This is a genomic window from Corallococcus sp. AB018 (genome assembly GCF_003986945.1).
In the GTDB taxonomy this organism is placed as follows: Bacteria; Myxococcota; Myxococcia; order Myxococcales; family Myxococcaceae; genus Corallococcus; species Corallococcus exiguus.
Map to the genome: position 1 here is coordinate 1 of NZ_RAWR01000151.1, position 16,467 is coordinate 16,467.

The 16,467-nt window shown below is 69.8% G+C and carries 16 protein-coding genes; 5 read left to right on the forward strand and 11 right to left on the reverse strand.

The window, feature by feature from the left end:
- Nucleotides 1–145 precede the first annotated feature (145 nt).
- The 4 genes from D7Y11_RS27965 to rplU all read right to left on the reverse strand — a co-directional run bounded on the left by D7Y11_RS27965 (nucleotide 146) and on the right by rplU (nucleotide 2,909).
- Nucleotides 146–826 (reverse strand): RNA methyltransferase, encoded by a 681-nt coding sequence (locus tag D7Y11_RS27965; protein WP_120580527.1) that lies wholly within the window; start codon nucleotides 824–826, stop codon nucleotides 146–148.
- A 4-nt stretch (nucleotides 827–830) separates the two neighbouring features.
- Nucleotides 831–2,150: a GTPase ObgE gene (gene obgE / locus D7Y11_RS27970; protein WP_120580526.1), complete on the reverse strand. Its 1,320-nt coding sequence runs from the start codon at nucleotides 2,148–2,150 to the stop codon at nucleotides 831–833.
- Nucleotides 2,151–2,278: 128 nt separating this feature from the next.
- Complete coding sequence (rpmA, locus tag D7Y11_RS27975) at nucleotides 2,279–2,554, reverse strand: 50S ribosomal protein L27 (RefSeq protein ID WP_120536731.1); 276 nt, start codon at nucleotides 2,552–2,554, stop codon at nucleotides 2,279–2,281.
- A gap of 46 nt (nucleotides 2,555–2,600) precedes the next feature.
- Nucleotides 2,601–2,909: a 50S ribosomal protein L21 gene (gene rplU, locus D7Y11_RS27980; RefSeq protein WP_120580525.1), complete on the reverse strand. Its 309-nt coding sequence runs from the start codon at nucleotides 2,907–2,909 to the stop codon at nucleotides 2,601–2,603.
- A gap of 279 nt (nucleotides 2,910–3,188) precedes the next feature.
- On the opposite strand from rplU, the gene D7Y11_RS27985 reads away from it, so the two are divergent.
- Entirely contained in the window at nucleotides 3,189–3,563 is a 375-nt protein-coding gene (locus D7Y11_RS27985) for a hypothetical protein (protein ID WP_120580524.1), read from the forward strand.
- A gap of 31 nt (nucleotides 3,564–3,594) precedes the next feature.
- On the opposite strand, the gene D7Y11_RS27990 is transcribed toward D7Y11_RS27985, so the two are convergent.
- Nucleotides 3,595–5,634 (reverse strand): protein kinase, encoded by a 2,040-nt coding sequence (locus D7Y11_RS27990; protein WP_126935229.1) that lies wholly within the window; start codon nucleotides 5,632–5,634, stop codon nucleotides 3,595–3,597.
- A gap of 176 nt (nucleotides 5,635–5,810) precedes the next feature.
- Here D7Y11_RS27990 and D7Y11_RS27995 point away from each other — a divergent pair, with 176 nt between their 5' ends.
- Nucleotides 5,811–6,773: an isopenicillin N synthase family oxygenase gene (locus tag D7Y11_RS27995; RefSeq protein WP_126935230.1), complete on the forward strand. Its 963-nt coding sequence runs from the start codon at nucleotides 5,811–5,813 to the stop codon at nucleotides 6,771–6,773.
- On the opposite strand, the gene D7Y11_RS28000 is transcribed toward D7Y11_RS27995, so the two are convergent.
- Nucleotides 6,766–7,692: a hypothetical protein gene (locus tag D7Y11_RS28000; RefSeq protein WP_126935231.1), complete on the reverse strand. Its 927-nt coding sequence runs from the start codon at nucleotides 7,690–7,692 to the stop codon at nucleotides 6,766–6,768. The genes D7Y11_RS27995 and D7Y11_RS28000 overlap by 8 nt on opposite strands.
- Before the next feature lie 109 nt (nucleotides 7,693–7,801).
- On the opposite strand from D7Y11_RS28000, the gene D7Y11_RS28005 reads away from it, so the two are divergent.
- Nucleotides 7,802–8,839: a carbon-nitrogen hydrolase family protein gene (locus D7Y11_RS28005; protein WP_126935232.1), complete on the forward strand. Its 1,038-nt coding sequence runs from the start codon at nucleotides 7,802–7,804 to the stop codon at nucleotides 8,837–8,839.
- Here D7Y11_RS28005 and D7Y11_RS28010 read toward each other — a convergent pair.
- Genes D7Y11_RS28010 through D7Y11_RS28030 form a run of 5 tightly spaced genes read right to left on the reverse strand, consistent with a single transcriptional unit; the run spans nucleotide 8,823 to nucleotide 12,781 of the window.
- Nucleotides 8,823–9,167, reverse strand: coding sequence for a hypothetical protein (locus tag D7Y11_RS28010; RefSeq protein ID WP_126935233.1), 345 nt, complete (start codon nucleotides 9,165–9,167; stop codon nucleotides 8,823–8,825). The two genes, D7Y11_RS28005 and D7Y11_RS28010, sit on opposite strands and share 17 nt — an antisense overlap.
- 7 nt (nucleotides 9,168–9,174) lie before the next feature.
- The gene (gene gatB / locus D7Y11_RS28015; protein WP_126935234.1) at nucleotides 9,175–10,620 is read right to left on the reverse strand and encodes an Asp-tRNA(Asn)/Glu-tRNA(Gln) amidotransferase subunit GatB; all 1,446 of its coding nucleotides are present in this window, start codon (nucleotides 10,618–10,620) and stop codon (nucleotides 9,175–9,177) included.
- Nucleotides 10,621–10,647: 27 nt separating this feature from the next.
- Nucleotides 10,648–12,111 (reverse strand): Asp-tRNA(Asn)/Glu-tRNA(Gln) amidotransferase subunit GatA, encoded by a 1,464-nt coding sequence (gatA, locus tag D7Y11_RS28020; RefSeq protein ID WP_120580518.1) that lies wholly within the window; start codon nucleotides 12,109–12,111, stop codon nucleotides 10,648–10,650.
- Nucleotides 12,112–12,117: 6 nt separating this feature from the next.
- The gene (gene gatC / locus D7Y11_RS28025) at nucleotides 12,118–12,405 is read right to left on the reverse strand and encodes an Asp-tRNA(Asn)/Glu-tRNA(Gln) amidotransferase subunit GatC (RefSeq protein WP_126935235.1); all 288 of its coding nucleotides are present in this window, start codon (nucleotides 12,403–12,405) and stop codon (nucleotides 12,118–12,120) included.
- Between the two features lie 28 nt (nucleotides 12,406–12,433).
- A complete protein-coding gene (locus D7Y11_RS28030) occupies nucleotides 12,434–12,781 on the reverse strand; it encodes a zf-TFIIB domain-containing protein (RefSeq protein ID WP_120580517.1) in 348 nt (115 codons plus the stop codon).
- A gap of 201 nt (nucleotides 12,782–12,982) precedes the next feature.
- Here D7Y11_RS28030 and D7Y11_RS28035 point away from each other — a divergent pair, with 201 nt between their 5' ends.
- On the forward strand, nucleotides 12,983–16,060 hold the full coding sequence (locus D7Y11_RS28035; protein ID WP_199753808.1) for a DNA translocase FtsK 4TM domain-containing protein: 3,078 nt from the start codon (nucleotides 12,983–12,985) through the stop codon (nucleotides 16,058–16,060).
- Nucleotides 16,061–16,179: 119 nt separating this feature from the next.
- Nucleotides 16,180–16,464 carry an antibiotic biosynthesis monooxygenase gene (locus D7Y11_RS28040; protein ID WP_120580341.1) on the forward strand — a complete coding sequence of 95 codons (285 nt, stop codon included), beginning with the start codon at nucleotides 16,180–16,182 and terminating at the stop codon, nucleotides 16,462–16,464.
- Nucleotides 16,465–16,467: the final 3 nt, after the last annotated feature.

Consider the following 16,467-nt stretch of genomic DNA (forward strand, 5'->3'; position numbering starts at 1 on the left):
CGGTGGGGGCGGCGGTGGTGGGGGCCTGCGTGAGGAGCGTGAAGAGCAGGGATTCCAGCAACATGGCGTGCGCCTCCGGAGCGGGCACCCGGGGCGCCCGCAGGGTCCATCTATCGCATCCGGACGGACCCCGGGGGACCGGCATTCACCGCTGTGTGGCTTTGACCAGACGCTTCCGCTGCTTCACGCCCAGCAGGTAGAAGCGCTCGCGCAGCTCCTGGGCCTCCTCGGGGGACAGGTCCCCGGAGCTCCCCAGGTGCTCGTCCCGCCAGGCGATCGCCCGGGTGATGCTGGCGGACGCTGCCGCGGAGATGTTCAGGCTCTGGCTGAAGCCCTTCATGGGCACCCAGAAGGTGCCGTCCACGCCGTTGAGCACGTCGTCGCTCACGCCGTAGCGCTCGTTGCCGAACACCATGGCGAACTTCGTGTCGAAGCGCAGGCTGTAGAGGCTGGTGGCCCCCTCGCGCAGCGCCGACGCGTAGAGGCTGAAGCCCCGCCCCTTCAGGTGCTCGCGGCACTCCGCGAACGTCTTGTAGAGGTGCACGTCCAACCACTTGTCGCAGCCCTGGGCCACCCGCAGGTTGGGGATGAAGGGCGCTTCCGGGTTGATGACGACGTGCACCTCCTGCACGCCCATGGACTCGCAGGTGCGCAGCACCGCGGCCATGTTGAAGTTGTCCTCCAGCCGGTCGAGCACCACCACGAAGTTGCGCGTGCGCTGGCTGACGACGCGGTCGATCTTCTCCTTCCGCACGTCGAGCAGGAACTGCTCCGGCTCGACGACGTCGCGCTCGAACTTCTCGTAGCGGGGGCCTCCACCAGCCATCGGCTCAGCGCCTCCCGCCGGACTTCTTCGCGGCGGCCTTCTTCACCGGCGCCTTGCGCGCGGCCTTCTTCGCCACGGGCTTGCGCGAGGACTTCTTGGCCGGAGCCTTCTTGGCCGGGGCCTTCTTCGCGGCGGCCTTCTTGGCCGGGGCCTTCTTCGCGGCGGCCTTCTTGGCCGGAGCCTTCTTCGCGGCGGCCTTCTTCGCCGGAGCCTTCTTCGCGGCGGCCTTCTTCGCCGGAGCCTTCTTCGCGGCGGCCTTCTTCGCCGGAGCCTTGGAGGCGGACCTCGTCGTCGGCATCTCGACGTGGATCTTGTCGGTGCGGCCGGTGAAGAGCACCTCCGCCACCGCGTCCATCAGCGCCTGCATGCCCTCGCCCGTGGCGCAGGACACCGGGTATACGCGGATGCCCCGGCGACGCAGCGCCTCCGTGAAGGGCCCCAGGCGGTCGCGGCCCTCCGTCAGGTCCTGCTTGTTGGCGGCCACCACCTGCGGCTTGCCCGCCAGCTCCGCGCTGTACTTCTTCAACTCCGCGTTGAGGATGTTGAAGTCGGCCAGCGGCTTGCGGCCCTCGCCCTCGGCGCCCATGTCGATGAGGTGCACCAGCACCTTGCACCGCTCCACGTGGCGCAGGAACTGGTGACCCAGGCCCACGCCCTCGCTGGCGCCCTCGATGATGCCGGGGATGTCCGCCATCACGAAGGACAGGCTGTCCTTGTACTGGACCATGCCCAGGTTCGGCACCAGCGTGGTGAACGGGTAGTCCGCCACCTTCGGCCGCGCCCGGCTCACCCGCGAGATGAACGTGCTCTTGCCCGCGTTGGGGAAGCCCAGCAGGCCCACGTCCGCCAGCAGCTTCAGCTCCAGCCGCAGGGTGATCTCCTCACCCTTTCCGCCGTCCTGCGCGAAGCGCGGCGTCTGGCGCGTGGAGGTGGCGAAGTTCATGTTGCCCAGGCCGCCCCGGCCGCCCTTGGCCGCCACGAACTGCTGGCCCGGGTCGCTCAGGTCCACCAGCAGCTCGCCCGTCTGCTCGTTGCGGATCAGCGTGCCCACCGGCACCTGGAGCACCATGTCCTCGGCGCCATGGCCGTTGCAGTCGCTGCCCATGCCGTGCTCGCCGTTCTTGGCACGGTGGTGCTGCTGGTAGCGGTAGTCCAGGAGCGTGGTCAGCTGCGGGTTCGACACGAACACCACGGAGCCGCCATTGCCGCCGTCCCCGCCGTTGGGGCCGCCGCGCTCGATGAACTTCTCACGCCGGAAGGCCACCGCCCCGTTCCCGCCGTCTCCCGCCTTCACATAGATGCGTACTTCGTCGACGAACTTCATGGGGCGAACGCCCTCCTGGAAAAACACAAAGCGGGCCGTCCTCGCATCCACCCGTTCCCAACGGGAACAGAAGGACCGGGAACGACCCGCTCGGTAAGCCGTGCCCTGGGTCGCCCCAGGGCCACTGACTAGGCGCTCGCCTGCTCGGCGGCGGCCGGGTACACGGACACCTTCTTCTTGTCGCGGCCGAGGCGCTCGTACTTCACCACGCCGTCCACCGTCGAGAAGAGGGTGAAGTCGCGACCGAGCTTCACGTTCGTGCCCGGGTGGATGACCGTACCGACCTGGCGCACGAGGATGCTGCCCGCCGAGATCGTCTCACCGCCGTACACCTTCACGCCACGGTACTGCGGGTTGGAATCACGCCCGTTGCGCGAAGAACCCTGACCTTTTTTATGGGCCATGACACCTGCTCCTTGAAGTTCGTGTGGGGAATGCCCGGAAAGGCGATTAGCCGGAGATCGAGGTGACCTTCACCTCGGTGTACGACTGGCGGTGACCACGGCGACGGGTCCAGCCTTCCTTCTCCTTCCGGAAGTGCAGGACGCGGCGGTGCTTGTCCTGCGCCAGCACCTTGCCCACGACCTTCGCGCCCGCCACCGTCGGCTGGCCCACCTTCGGGCTCTCAGAGCCGCCCAGCAGGAGGACCTCGGTGAACGAGACCTCAGCGCCGATATCACCGGAGATCTTCTCGATCCGGACAACGTCGCCCTCGGCGACGCGGTACTGCTTTCCGCCCGTGCGAATGACTGCGTACATCGTCGAACCCCTGTCAGCTTCGGGTTGGTTCAACCCATGGAATCCAACGCGCATTTCGGACGGAGGACCGGCCGGCGCGCTAAAAGACGGCGGGACTTACGAGAATCCTGGGGGGTAGTCAAGGCAGTTGGCGGATCAGCCCGCCTCCAGCCCCCCTATTTGCTTTTGAATAGAATTCCCGGAATAAAGTCCACTGGACCGCAACGGAGCGCTCGCTAGGATGCGCGCCGCTTGCTTTCCACCTGTGCCTGTACCTCATCCCTGAGGGGGAGAACCATCATGAAGAAGATCCTGTTCGGTCTGGCCGCCATGGCTTCGCTCACGCTCACCGCCTGCGGTAGCGACTACTGCGATCGCAACGAGGACCTCGCCAAGGACCTGTCCTCCAAGTTCGAGGAGTGTGGCTTCGACACCAGCGCCACCCCGGACGAGCCGACGGACGCGGAGCGCGACGCCTGTAAGGAGGCCCTCGCGGACTGCTCCGACGACGACAAGGAGAAGCTGGACGCGGTCCTGGACTGCATCGACAGCGTCAAGAGCTGCTCCGACAAGTCCACCACCGAGCAGACCCGCATCCTCTCGGACCTCGTGGCCTGCTCCACGAAGGGCGGCACCGTGAGCGCGGCCTGCGCGGCCTCCATCAGCGCGGACTGATCGCCTCATCCCGCGGCGCTCGCCGCGGGCTTCAGGGCCCGGTTCCCTCCCCAGGGAATCGGGCTCTTTCATTTCGGGCACCCGGCAGGCGAGCCCCCAGCGCCCGGTCCACCACCCGGCGGCGCTGCTGGTACTCCCACTCCAGGGGGTCCAGCTCCAGTCCCCGCTCGTAGGACTCCAGGGCCCGCTGGAGCTGGCCGTCGCGCTCCAGCGCGTTGCCGGTGAGGAAGTGCACCCGCGCGGTGCCCACCGCCCGGGGCTGCTCGGCCAGGTACTCCCGGTGAAGCGCGTCCGTCTGGACCGCGGTGAGGCCCGCCTCCAGGCACCGCGCCACGCCCCGGGCATTGCCCAGCCGGGCGTCGTAGCGGGCCCGGCGCAACGGCATGCCCAGGGTGTCGCCCGCGTCCCTCACGCGGATCAGCATGGACTCCAGGCGCGAGCGCTGCCCGCGCGACAGGGGCCGCTGCCGCAGCGCGGACAGGGCGGCCCACAGCTCCCGCGCGCGCTCCCGCGCGGACTCCAGCTCCACGTCCGGCGAGAGCCCCAGCACCGTGTAGTGGGTGCCCTCTCCCGCCAGCTGTCCACGCCACATGGCCAGGACGCGCTCGGCATCTGCGTCGTCCGGGAGCTCCCGGGGCGCGGGGAGCGGAGAGGCCGTGGCGCCCGCGAGGTGCTGCTCCACGCGGGCCTTCAGCGCGGCGGACGGCGCGACGAACTGCACGCCGAAGCCCGGGCGCATGCTCCAGGCCTGGGCCTGCTCGGGCGAGACGTGGCGCACCACCTCGCACGTGACGGACAGCGGCCCCGTGGACAGCGGCAGCACCACCTGGACCTGGGCGAACAGCGGGGGCAGCTCCCCCGTCGCGTGCAGGAACACGCCACCGCGCGACAGGTCCGACCCCGTGAAGACCCGGGGCTGCGCGCCCGGCTGCAGCACCACCTGCACGGGCACCGGGAGCGTCTTCCCCCCGGACGCGCCCGGCGGGGCCAGCGGAGGGGTGCGCCGGGGGCCGGTGACGGGAGTTCCCGGGGAGGCCCCTCCCTGCACGGGACGGGGACCGCCCACGGCCGCGCGCGGCGACGGGGGCCGCGTGGCGAGGGCCTGCTCCAACGCGGCCCGCAGCGCGAGCGCGTGGGGGAAGCGTTCCTCCGGCGTCTTCGCCAGCGCGCGCAGCACCACCGCCTCCAGCGCGGGTGGCACCGAAGGGCAGATGGAGCGAAGGGATGGGGGCGTGCGCGTCTGGTGCGCCACGAGCTGGGCGGTGAGCCCCTCGTCGGGGAAGGGCAGCCGCCCGGTGAGCAGCTGGTAGGCGATGACGCCCACCGCGTACAGGTCCGCGCGGCCGTCCAGGCGCCGGCTCAGGGACTGCTCCGGGGCCATGTACTCCGGCGTGCCCACGATGATGCCCGCCACCGTCTCCGGCATGCTCGCGTCCACCAGCTTCGCGATGCCGAAGTCGAGCACCTTCACGAACGGCATCCCCCGCCCGCGCTTCACCAGGAAGATGTTGTCCGGCTTCAGGTCGCGGTGGACGATGCCCCGCGCGTGCGCCGCATGCAGCGCGTCACACACCTGCATCAGCATGGGCACCACCGCCCCGGCCGACAGGGGCGTCCCCACCCACGCCGACAGGGGCGCCCCCTCCAGGAACTCCATGATGAGGTACGGCCGGGGCGCCGAGGCGTTGAGGTCGAAGATGCTGACGATGTTCTCGTGCCCGATGAGGTTCACCGCCCGGGCCTCGGCGTGGAAGCGCTGCACCAGCTCCGGGTAGCGCGTCAGGTGTTCGTGCAGCACCTTCACCGCCACGCGGCTGCCAATGGACACGTGCTCCGCCAGGTAGACGGACCCCATGCCGCCCCGGCCCACCCGGCGCACCAGCCGGAAGCTGCCCATCTGGGTCCCCACCAGCGGGTCCACCTCGTCCGCCGCTGCCACGGCGGCCGGAGGCTCCACGGCCTTGCCCTGGCCGCCCCCCGCCTCCCGGACGAGCGTGTCGCACGACGTCCCCTCGCCATGTCCCCGCCCGCACGCTGAGCACGTGCGCTCGTTCCTCGCGACTTCGGCCATACCGCGCCCCCCTGGCCAATTCCCTGCCCAATCTGCACATCCCGGAAGCCCGGCATCCACTGCCGCCAAGGGTGGGTGTCGCAAAGTGAGGAGGGTCCCCCGCCCTTGGGCCGGGGTGACGGTTGGGCGGCGGACTGCGACGTGTCAGGAAGGTGTCACGCGGATAGGATGCGCGCATGTCCCGCTCGGCCCGACGCATCCCCACCGTGAACCTGTCCCACTACCGCTCCGGCACTCCCGAGGAGCGGGCCCGCTTCGTCCAGGTGTTTGGCGACGCGCTCAAGGAGTTCGGCTTCGTGACCGTGGAGGGCCACGGCGTCGAGGACGCGCTCATCCGCCGCACGTACACGGACGTGGAGCGCTTCTTCCAGCTGCCGGAGTCCACCAAGACGCGCTACGCGGTGCCGGAGCGTCCGGGGCAGCGGGGCTTCATGGCGTTCGGCCAGGAGCACGCGAAGAACCGCAAGGTGGGGGACCTGAAGGAGTTCTGGCACGTGGGCCGCGAGCTGCCCGTGGGCCACCCGTACCGCGACGACTACGGCGCCAACGTCTGGCCGGAAGAGGTGCCCAGCTTCCGTGAGCACACGCTGACGCTCTACCGGGAGCTGGACGACGCGGCGACGGTGATGCTCCAGGCGTTGGCGGACTACCTGGGCATCGCGCGCAACACGTTCAGCGACATGACGGTGGACGGCAACTCCGTGCTGCGGCTCATCCACTACCCGCCGCTGAAGGACCGCTTCATCCCGGGCGCGGTGCGCGCCGCGGAGCACGAGGACATCAACTTCATCACGCTCCTGTGCGAGGGCACCGCCGGCGGCCTGGAGCTGCTCACGCGCGACGGCGAGTGGATTCCGGTGGACACGCTGCGCGGGCAGATTGTCGTGGACTCGGGCGACATGCTCAGCCGGGTGATGAACGGCGTCATCCCGTCCACGACGCACCGGGTGGTGAACCCGCCCAGCACGGAGCAGGACACCGTGCGCTACTCGATGCCCTTCTTCGTGCACCCGTTCTCCGACTGCATCCTGAAGCCGCTGCCGCAGACGGAGACGCCGGACAACCCCGCGCGCCACCCGCCCATCACCGCGGACGCGTTCCTCAAGCAGCGCCTGCGCGAGCTGGGCTTCCTCAAGTAGCCCCCGCGCGGGTGAGCAACTCCGCCATGTGCACGCGGAAGTGGCGAGTCCCTTCCGCGCCATGGAGCCAGGGCCCCCGGCCCTTGAGCCACGAGGGCTGCCACGCACGGCCCGTCTCGTCCGTGAGGACGACACGGGTCAGCGGGGCCAGGCGCTGCTCGCCCCGGTAGTACAGCCGGTAGAGCTGGAGCAGCGCCTTGTCGTCGTAACACCCGCCGAACAGCACGTGCGTGTCACTGACGGCGATGGCGCGTGCGCCATGCACCGGGGAGGACCAGACCGTGGAGGGCTCTCCCGGCCTCATGCGCACGAGCGGGAAGTCCGTGTAGCTGTAGAACCAGGTCTCCCGCTCCGAAGCGACGTTGAGCGCGTAGCACTCCAGGATGCTCTGCCCCAGGCCGAGCGCCATCTGCACACCACTCTCCTGCCGCTGCCCCAGCGCATCGAAGCGCTCCAGGCCCTCGGCGCCGACGGGCGACCGTGACCCATCGCCGCCCCGGGTCAGGCTGCCGATGACGCCTTCGTCGAAGTAGCTGACCCAGACCTGTCCGTCGGACGTCGTCTGCACGTCCTCGATGCCGTCCCCCAGGGTCAGCTCCCGCAGCAACGTGCCTTCCGGCGAGTAGACGTGGGCGTTGCGTTCGTATCCCGTCTCCGAGCGGTAACGGCAACGCCCGTTCACGAGCAGCACCTCGCCATCGGGAAGCGGCTGGACGTAGTGGAAGTCCGGGGCACCGCGAGGCAGCGTGAAGCGCTCCCAGGTGTCCCAACCGTCCGCGAAGTGGAGGACCTCGTCGCCCTCCGCGAGCCACCACACGGTGTTGTCGGGTGCCACGCCCAGGGCCTTCACGTTCCGTCCCGCGAGCGCCTCCGCCGCGTCGACGAACGGGTGCACTTCGACGTGGAGTGTCCTCTTCATGCGCATCACGGCCTCCGGGCACGGCCTCGACGGCGGCACTCCCGGAACCTGACGGTCCATCGCCGCGAGGCTCGCGCGGCATGGGGGTGGGTGCCATCCTCGCGGCACCGTGACCACCTCCCTCGACCTGTTCGCCATCCAGCCGCGCGTCACGCTCGACGACTATGCCTCGCAGGAGACGTTCGCCTCGCACCATCGGGCGCTCGCTGCACGGGCGGACGCGCTGCGTCCCCGGGACGCCTCGGGCCGGCCGTTGAACCCCGCGCTCGCTGTCTGGCCGGAGATGGTGGGCGCGGCGCTGGGACTGATGGGGCACCTGTCACGCGTGCGCCGCCGCAAGACGACGAACGGTGCCCTGACGCGCGTGGCTCTCGCGGAGTGGCTCGGCATGTTCCGCACGTGGAGCGCCTTCCATCCACCGACGATGGAGGAGTGTCTCTACGCCACGGTGGCGCCCCGCGTGCACCGCGCGATGTACGAGACCTTCTCCGGCATCGCGCGCGACTTCGGCCTGTGGGTGGTGGCCGGAAGCGCGCTGCTGCCCACGAACCGCCTGGGCCCGGACACCCCTGAGTACGAGCCCGCGGGAGCGCGTACCTTCAACACCAGCTACACGTTCTCACCGGATGGCCACTGCGTGGCCGTCACGCGCAAGGTGAACCTGGTGCCCACGCAGGAGGATGTGCTGCACCTGAGCCCGGGCCGTCCGGAGGACCTGCCGGTGCTGGACACGCCGTTCGGGAAGCTGGGGACGCTCGTCTGCTACGACGGCTTCCGCGAACCTCACACGTCCGGCGAACCCTATTTCGTTCCGTGTGCGCAGTACCTGGACGCGCTGGGCGTGGAGGTGCTCGCGCAGCCCTCCGCCAACGCCTGGAGCTGGGACGCGCCCTGGGCCTTTAACGCGCCCGGTGAGACGCAACTGCGCAGCGAGCAGTGGTTCAACGAGGGCCTCTTCACGCAGCTGCGCACCCTGAAGCGCGTGCGCTACGCGGTGAACCCGCAGCTCACCGGCGGCTTCTTCGAAAACACCTTCGAGGCGCCCTCGCTCATCCTGGAGCGCCGGGGGCCGGACGACGTGCACGTGCTCGCCCAGTCCGCGGATCCACGCGGCGAGGACGTGCTCCACGTCACTGTTCCCCGATAGGCGCCGCGGGAACGAGCCGCGCGTCATCCTCCAGGACGAACTTGAGCGTGGGGCCGCGCTCCTCCGGCTTCCATCCCAGGTCCCGCGCCATCACGATGACCCGCGCCACCAGGTCGGGGCCCACGTCGCGAGTCACGAGTCCGGTCATGTCGCCGTCGTCGACGTGGAGCCACGGATCATCGTGGCGGACACGGACGTGCAACGCCTGCCGGGTGGACTCGGCCCACACGACCGTGAGCAGCCGCCAGCCCGTTCCCTCCGGTGCGTCCCGCCGCCCCCGAAGGCTCCAGCGGTACGAGACACCGTTCACCGTCAGGAGCCGGGCCACGAGCGCCCTACTCGCCCAGCTTCTTCTTGAGCAGCTCGTTGACGAGGCCGGGGTTGCCCTTGCCCTTCATGGCCTTCATCACCTGGCCCACGAAGAAGCCGTACACGCTCTTCTTGCCGGCCTTGTACTTCTCCACCTCGCCCGCGTTCTTCGCGAGGATGTCGTCCACCACCGCCTCCACGGCGCCCACATCGCTGACCTGCGCGAGCCCCTTCTCCGCGATGATGTCCGCGGGCGGGCGGCCCGTGCGGAACATCTCCCCGAGCACGTCCTTCCCCGCGTTCGCGGACACCGTGCCCTTCTCCACCGTGGCCAGCAGCTCGCCCAGCTGCGCCGGGGTGAAGCGCAGCGCGGAGATGGGCGTGCCCTCCTCCTTGAGCAGGCGGCTCAGCTCACCCAGGAACCAGTTGGAGAGCTTCTTCGCGTCGGAGACGTGCTTCGCGCAGGCCTCGAAGAAGTCCGCCAGCGGGCGCTCGGCGGTGAGGATGCGCGCGTCGTAGGCCGGCAGGCCGTACTCGCTCATGAAGCGCGTGCGCTTGGCGCGCGGCAATTCCGGCAGCGACTGCCGCTGCGAATCCCGCAGCGCGTCCGACACGAGGAGCGGCGGCAGGTCCGGCTCCGGGAAGTAGCGGTAGTCGTGCGCGTCCTCCTTGGAGCGCATGGACCGGGTGATGCCCTTGTTCACGTCCCAGAGGCGCGTCTCCTGGTCCACCTTGCCGCCGGACTCGAGGACGTCCACCTGCCGCGCGGCCTCGTACTCGATGGCCTGCTTGAGGAAGCGGAACGAGTTGAGGTTCTTCAACTCACACCGCTGCCCGTACGTGGTGGAGCCCTTGGGCATCACCGACACGTTGGCGTCGCAGCGGAAGCTGCCTTCCTCCAGGTTGCCGTCGTTGACGCCCAGGTACACCAGCACGTCGCGCAGCACCTTGAGGTACTCCACCGCCTCGTCTGCATCGCGCAGGTCCGGCTCGCTGACGATCTCCATCAACGGCACGCCCGCGCGGTTCAGGTCCACCAGGCTCTGCCCCGCGGACGCGGTCGCGTCGTGCACGCTCTTGCCCGCGTCCTCCTCCAGGTGGATGCGCCGCACGCGCACCGTCTTCTCACCCGAGGGCGTGTCGATGACCAGCTCGCCCCACTCGCAGATGGGCTGATCGTACTGGGTGATTTGATAGCCCTTGGGCAGGTCCGGATAGAAGTAGTTCTTCCGGCTCCACACGCTCGTGGCCTTCACCGTGCACCCGAGCGCCAGGCCCGTGCGCACCGCGTACTCCACCACGCGCTGGTTGAGCACCGGCAGCACGCCGGGCATGCCCAGGCACACCGGACAGGTGTGGTGGTTGGGCTCGGCGCCGAACGCGGTGGAGCAGCCGCAGAAGATTTTCGACTGCGTGAGCAGCTGCGCGTGGACCTCGAGGCCGATGACCGTCTGGAAGTCGCTCAGGGGCATGGCGGTGTCACCCTTGTGTCGCGCCCGCTAGACGGGGGCGGCGCGGCGGAAGAAGTCGTGCTCGCGCTCGAACGCGCGGGCGATGCGGAGCAGGCGGGCCTCGTCGAAGGGGCGCCCCAACAGCTGCATGCCGATGGGCAGCCCCGCCTGTGTGAAGCCGCACGGCACGGACAGGCCGGGCAGGCCCGCCAGGTTGCACGGCAGCGTGTAGACGTCCATCAGGTACATGGACAGCGGGTCGTCCACCTTCGCGCCCAGCTTGAACGCCGGCACCGGCGACGTGGGCGACACGATGGCGTCCACCTGCTGGAACACCTTCGTGAAGTCCTCGCGGATGAGCGTGCGGACCTTCTGCGCGCGCAGGTAGTACGCGTCGTAGTAGCCGGCGGACAGCGCGTAGGTGCCCAGCATGATGCGGCGCTTCACCTCCGCGCCGAAGCCCTGCCCCCGCGTCTGCGTGTACAGCTCCTTGAGCCCGCGCGCGTCCTTCGCCCGCTGCCCGTAGCGGATGCCGTCGTAGCGGGCCAGGTTGCTGGACGCTTCCGAAGAGGCCAGCAGGTAGTACGTCGCCAGCGCGTACTTCGTGTGAGGCAGGGACACGTCCACCAGCGTCGCGCCCAGCTTCTCCAGCTCCTCCAGCGACGCGCGCAGCGTGCCCGCCACCTCCGGGTCCATGCCCTCCGCGAAGTACTCGCGAGGCACGCCCAGCTTGAGGCCCCGCACCCCGTCCTCCAGCCCCGTGAGGCAGTCCGGCGTCTCCACGTCCGCGGAGGTGGAGTCCAGCGGATCATGCCGCGCGATGAGCTGGAAGAGCGCCGCGGTGTCCCCCACCGTGCGAGCCATGGGGCCCGGCTGATCCAACGACGAGGCGAAGGCGATGACGCCGTAGCGAGACACCCGTCCATACGTGGGCTTGAGCCCCACGGTGTTGGTGAGCGCCGCGGGCTGGCGGATGGAGCCGCCCGTGTCGGTGCCCAGCGCGCCGAACACCTCGCGCGCCGCCACCGCCGCCGCAGAGCCACCGGACGAACCGCCCGGCGTGCGCGTCAGGTCCCATGGGTTGTGGGTGGGGAAGTACGCGCTCGATTCGTTGGACGAGCCCATGGCGAACTCGTCCATGTTCAGCTTGCCCACGAGCGGCAGGCCCGCCTCTTTCAGCAGGCGCACCACGGTGGCGTCGTAGGGCGGGACGAAACCCTCCAGGACGCGCGAGGCGCAGGTGGTCTCCACGCCCTCCGTGAGGAAGATGTCCTTGAGGCCCACGGGCACGCCGTCCAGCGCGCTCAGCGGGCTGCCCGCCTTGCGGCGCGCGTCACTGGCCTCGGCGGACTTCAGCGCCCCGGGCTCGTCCACGCGCAGGAAGGCGCGCACCTTCGGGTCCACCTGGGCGATGCGCTGGAGGCTCGCCTGGGTGGCCTCCACGGAGGACACCTCGCGCGAAGCCAGCTTCGCCGCCAGCTCCAGCATCGACAGGTCGGTGAGCGACGACATGGCGGGCTACTCCAGGATCTTCGGGACCGCGAAGGCAGTGCCCACCTTCGCCGGAGCGTTGGCGAGCCCTGCTTCCGGGGGCAGTGACGGACGCAGCACGTCCTCGCGCAACAGCGAGGACGCGAGCGTCGCGTGGGAGGTGGGCTCCACCTGGCTTACGTCGAGCGCTTCCAGCTCCGCCACCGCGTCCAGGACCGCGGACAGCTGGGTGGCGTAGCGCTCCTCCTCTTGCGGCGTCAGCGACAGCCGCGCCAGGGTGGCCACGTGCCGGACCTGATCGAGCGTGAGGGCCATGGTGAAGCCTCCTCCGGACTTCGCGGTGCTACGGGGACGGCGGCGTGCGCTTGAACAGGTTGAGGACGGCGTTCATCACCTTGCCGCTGCCCTCGTGGCCGTGCTGCTTGATGACCTGCTCCAGCTCGCCCGCGTCCAGCCAGACACCGTGGCAGTTGAAGCAGCTCTCCAGCTCCACGTCGCCCTGCTTCAGCGTCTGCAGGTCCATGCCGCACTTGGGACACTTCATGTAGTGCAGCTGCTTGAGCGACTCGCGCTGCTGGGCGGCCATCTCCTTGGACTGCTCAAGGGCCAGCTTGCGCTTGGCTTCAATCTCCTCGCGCGCGAAGTAGTCGTCTTCGTTGTGGGAGGGCTTGTCGGGGCTCAGGTCGGACATGGTCTCGGGTTCTCCTTGGCGGCAGGCACCATACCCTCTCGCCACGGGGACGCGCCCGAAATGTAGGCCTTGTTCCGCCTCCTCGGAGCCCCCTTGGACGCCTGCCGGAAAATTGACCCCGCCCCCTCCCTCCCTATTCTCGCCGGGCGGATTGCTACAGCTCGCTACGCGGCTGGAATCGGGCAGAGGGAACAGGGGTCCATGACAGCGGCAAAGAAGGGTGGCCGGGCGGAGAAGGCGGTGCTCTCCCGGCAGGAGATCGCGACCCGTCGCAAGGCGCTCGCGAACAAGAAGATGAAGGCCCCGGGCGCTGCGAGCCCCGCCAAGCGGGCGCTCATCGGCGTCTTCATCCTGGCCGCCTCGTTGCTGGCCTTGCTGGCGGTCGCCACGTTCGACGCGCATGACCGGGTGGGGCCCGGCTTCCACAACGCGGTGGGCCCCATGGGCCACCTCATCGCGGAGACCCTGCGCGGCGCGCTGGGCGTGTGCGCCTACCTCATCCCCGCGGGTGGCATCTACACCGCCGTGGTGCTCTTCGTGGGCAACCGCGAGCGGCGCCGCATGCCGCAGATCATCTCCCTGGCGCTGCTCACCTGCAGCGTGTCCGTGCTCGCGCAGCTCATGTTCGCCAAGGACAAGGGCTGGGCCCACCCGCCCGGCGGCGCGCTGGGCGCGAGCCTGGGCGGCCTGATGGAGGGGATGTTCTCCACCGTCGGCACCATCATCCTCGTCACCGCCATCAGCGCGGCGGCGCTCATCGTGGGCACCCAGTACACGTTCTTCAAGCTGTGCTCGCTGGTGTGGGCCGGCCTCACCGTCCTGGGCCGCCGCATCTCCGAGAACGCGCACGTCTTCTGGGAGCAGCAGAAGGTCAACTACGCGGCCCGCCAGGAGCGGCTCGCGCAGGAGAAGGAAGAGGAAGCCGCGTTCCTCGCGGAGCTGGAGGCCGAGGAGGAGGAGCTGTCCGAGGCCGAGCGCATCGCCGCCGAGGCCGAGGCCGCCGAGGCGGAGTCCCTGGCGGAAGAAGCCGTGCGCCTGGCCCGGCAGAACGAGAAGGAGCAGATCGCCAACGCGAAGAAGGCGTTCAAGGAGCAGAAGGAGCGCGAGAAGCTGGAGAAGAAGCTCGCCCGCGAGGAGCCGTCCGAGGACGAGGAGGACGACGCCTCCGACGAACAGCCCTCGCTGCCGCCCGAGCGCGCCGAGCGCCGCTCCCCGGGCGCCGACCCCGCCTGGGCCGCGTCCTTCCTCGCGCCCCAGCCGCAGCTGCCCGCCAACGCGGACGCGGGCGAGCCGCCCCGCCGCGCGCGCAAGACGCCGCAGATCGTCACCCCGCCCTCCGCGCCGTCCACGCCGCCGGTGCCCGCCGCGTCGCTCACGCCTCCGGCCGCCGAGCCCGCCGCGAAGCCCGTGGTCGCGGAGAAGCCGGCCGCCGCCGCGCCGGGCAACGCCCTCATCCCCGCGCCGCCCTCCGCGCTGGCGCGCATGCCGCTCATCGTGGAGCCCAAGGCGCCGCCCAAGCCCACCGCCGTGAAGCGGCCGCAGGACCAGTTCGAGTTCGTGGGGGACCGCAAGAGCTTCTCGCTGCCGCCACTGGACGTGCTGGAGGCGGACAAGAAGGAGCGCTCCGCGCTGGACAAGGACGCGTTCCTCGTCACGGCGGAGAAGCTGCGCGCGAAGCTGGCGGACTTCGGCATCGTGGGCGAGGTCGTCGAAATCCGCCCCGGACCCGTCGTCACCATGTACGAGTTCCTGCCCGGGCCCGGCATCAAGGTCAGCAAGATCGCCGCGCTCCAGGACGACCTGGCCATGGCCATGGAGGCCATGCGCGTGCGCATCGTCGCCCCCATCCCCGGCAAGGGCGTGGTCGGCATTGAAGTCCCCAATCGCGACCGCGAGACGGTGTTCCTCAAGGAGATTGCCGAACAGGACACGTTCCAGAAGAGCGGCAGCAAGCTCACCATGTGCGTGGGCAAGGACATCGAAGGCATGCCGTACGTCTTCGACCTGGTGAAGGCCCCCCACCTGCTCATCGCGGGGACCACCGGCTCCGGCAAGTCCGTGGCGGTGAACTCGATGATCATGAGCATCCTCCTCAAGGCCACGCCCGAGGAGGTCCGCTTCATCATGGTGGACCCGAAGATGCTGGAGCTCTCCGTCTACGAGGGCATCCCGCACCTGCTGCTCCCCGTCGTCACCGACCCCAAGAAGGCCGCGCTCGCGCTGCGCTGGGCGGTGGAGGAGATGGAGCGCCGCTACCAGCTGCTGTCCGAGGCGGGCGTGCGCAACATCGCCGGCTACAACAAGCTGGTGGAGACGCAGGCGTCGGAGGAGAAGCCCGCCCCCGCCCCGAAGAAGAAGACCAAGCCCAAGAAGATGTTCGTCGTGGACGTGGAGGGCAGCACCGTGCCCGCCCCCGCTTCCGCCAGCGACGGGTTGGGCGTGGCCATGCCGCGCGAGGACGACGAGGACCTGCGTGAGGCCATCGTCTCCGAGCCCGCTCCCACCCTGGAGGCCGACGGCGAGGAGGACGCGGAGTTCGAGGAGGACGGCGAGGAGTCCACTCCGGCGGAGGCCGCTTCCCCGGAGAAGAAGGAGCTCAAGAAGCTGCCCTACATCGTGGTCATCATCGACGAGCTCGCGGACCTGATGATGGTCGCCAGCCGCGAGGTGGAGACCTACGTGGCGCGCCTCGCGCAGATGGCGCGCGCGGCCGGCATCCACCTGATGGTCGCGACCCAGCGTCCGTCCACGGACGTCGTCACGGGCATCATCAAGGCCAACTTCCCCACGCGCATCAGCTTCATGCTGCGCTCCAAGCCGGACTCGATGACGATTCTGGGCACGGTGGGCGCGGAGGCCCTGCTGGGCATGGGCGACATGCTCATCATGCCGCCCACGAGCGCCCACCTGCAGCGCGTGCACGGCGCCTACGTCTCCGAGCAGGAAATCAAGAAGGCGGTGGACCACCTCAAGGCCCAGGGCAAGCCCGTCTTCGACGAGTCCATCCTCAAGCCGCGCGATGACGAGAGCGAGGGCGGCGGTGGCGAGGAGGACGAGCTGTCCGACGAGCTCTACGACCAGGCGCTCGCGGCGGTCAGCGAGATGCGCTCCGTCTCCATCTCCATGCTCCAGCGCAAGATGCGCATCGGCTACAACCGCGCGGCGCGCATGATTGAGCGCATGGAGCGCGACGGCGTGGTGGGCCCCGCGGACGGCGCCAAGCCCCGCGAGGTGCTGCTGCGCGGCCTGGGCGACATGCCCGGCGCCGGGGCGATGTAGCCCCACGCCACCCCTTCAAGGCCCGGGGAACGGACGCCCGTTCCCTGGCGGTTTTCCCCTCGGGGGCGCCACGGAAAGCTTCCGGGCGCCCCCGCTCTACTTTCCCCCCGGACGGCCGAATGATCGTCGCCATCTCCCGCTTCCGTGCGTCCCCCGAAGAGGCCGACGGCTGGGTCCACCGGCTCCAGGAGCGCTCGCGGCGAGTGGACGGCCACGCGGGCTTCCTGGGCCTGGAGGTGCTGCGTTCGTTCGAGCGCTCGCCTGAAATCCTGCTCGTCACGCGGTGGAAGGACCGGGACGCCATGCGGGCCTACTTCCAGTCCGAGGACTTCCAGCGGGCCAAGGGGGCCAGCGCGTCCCAGGAGGACGCCACCTTCGCGATGTATGAGGTCGTGGCCACCTGAGCA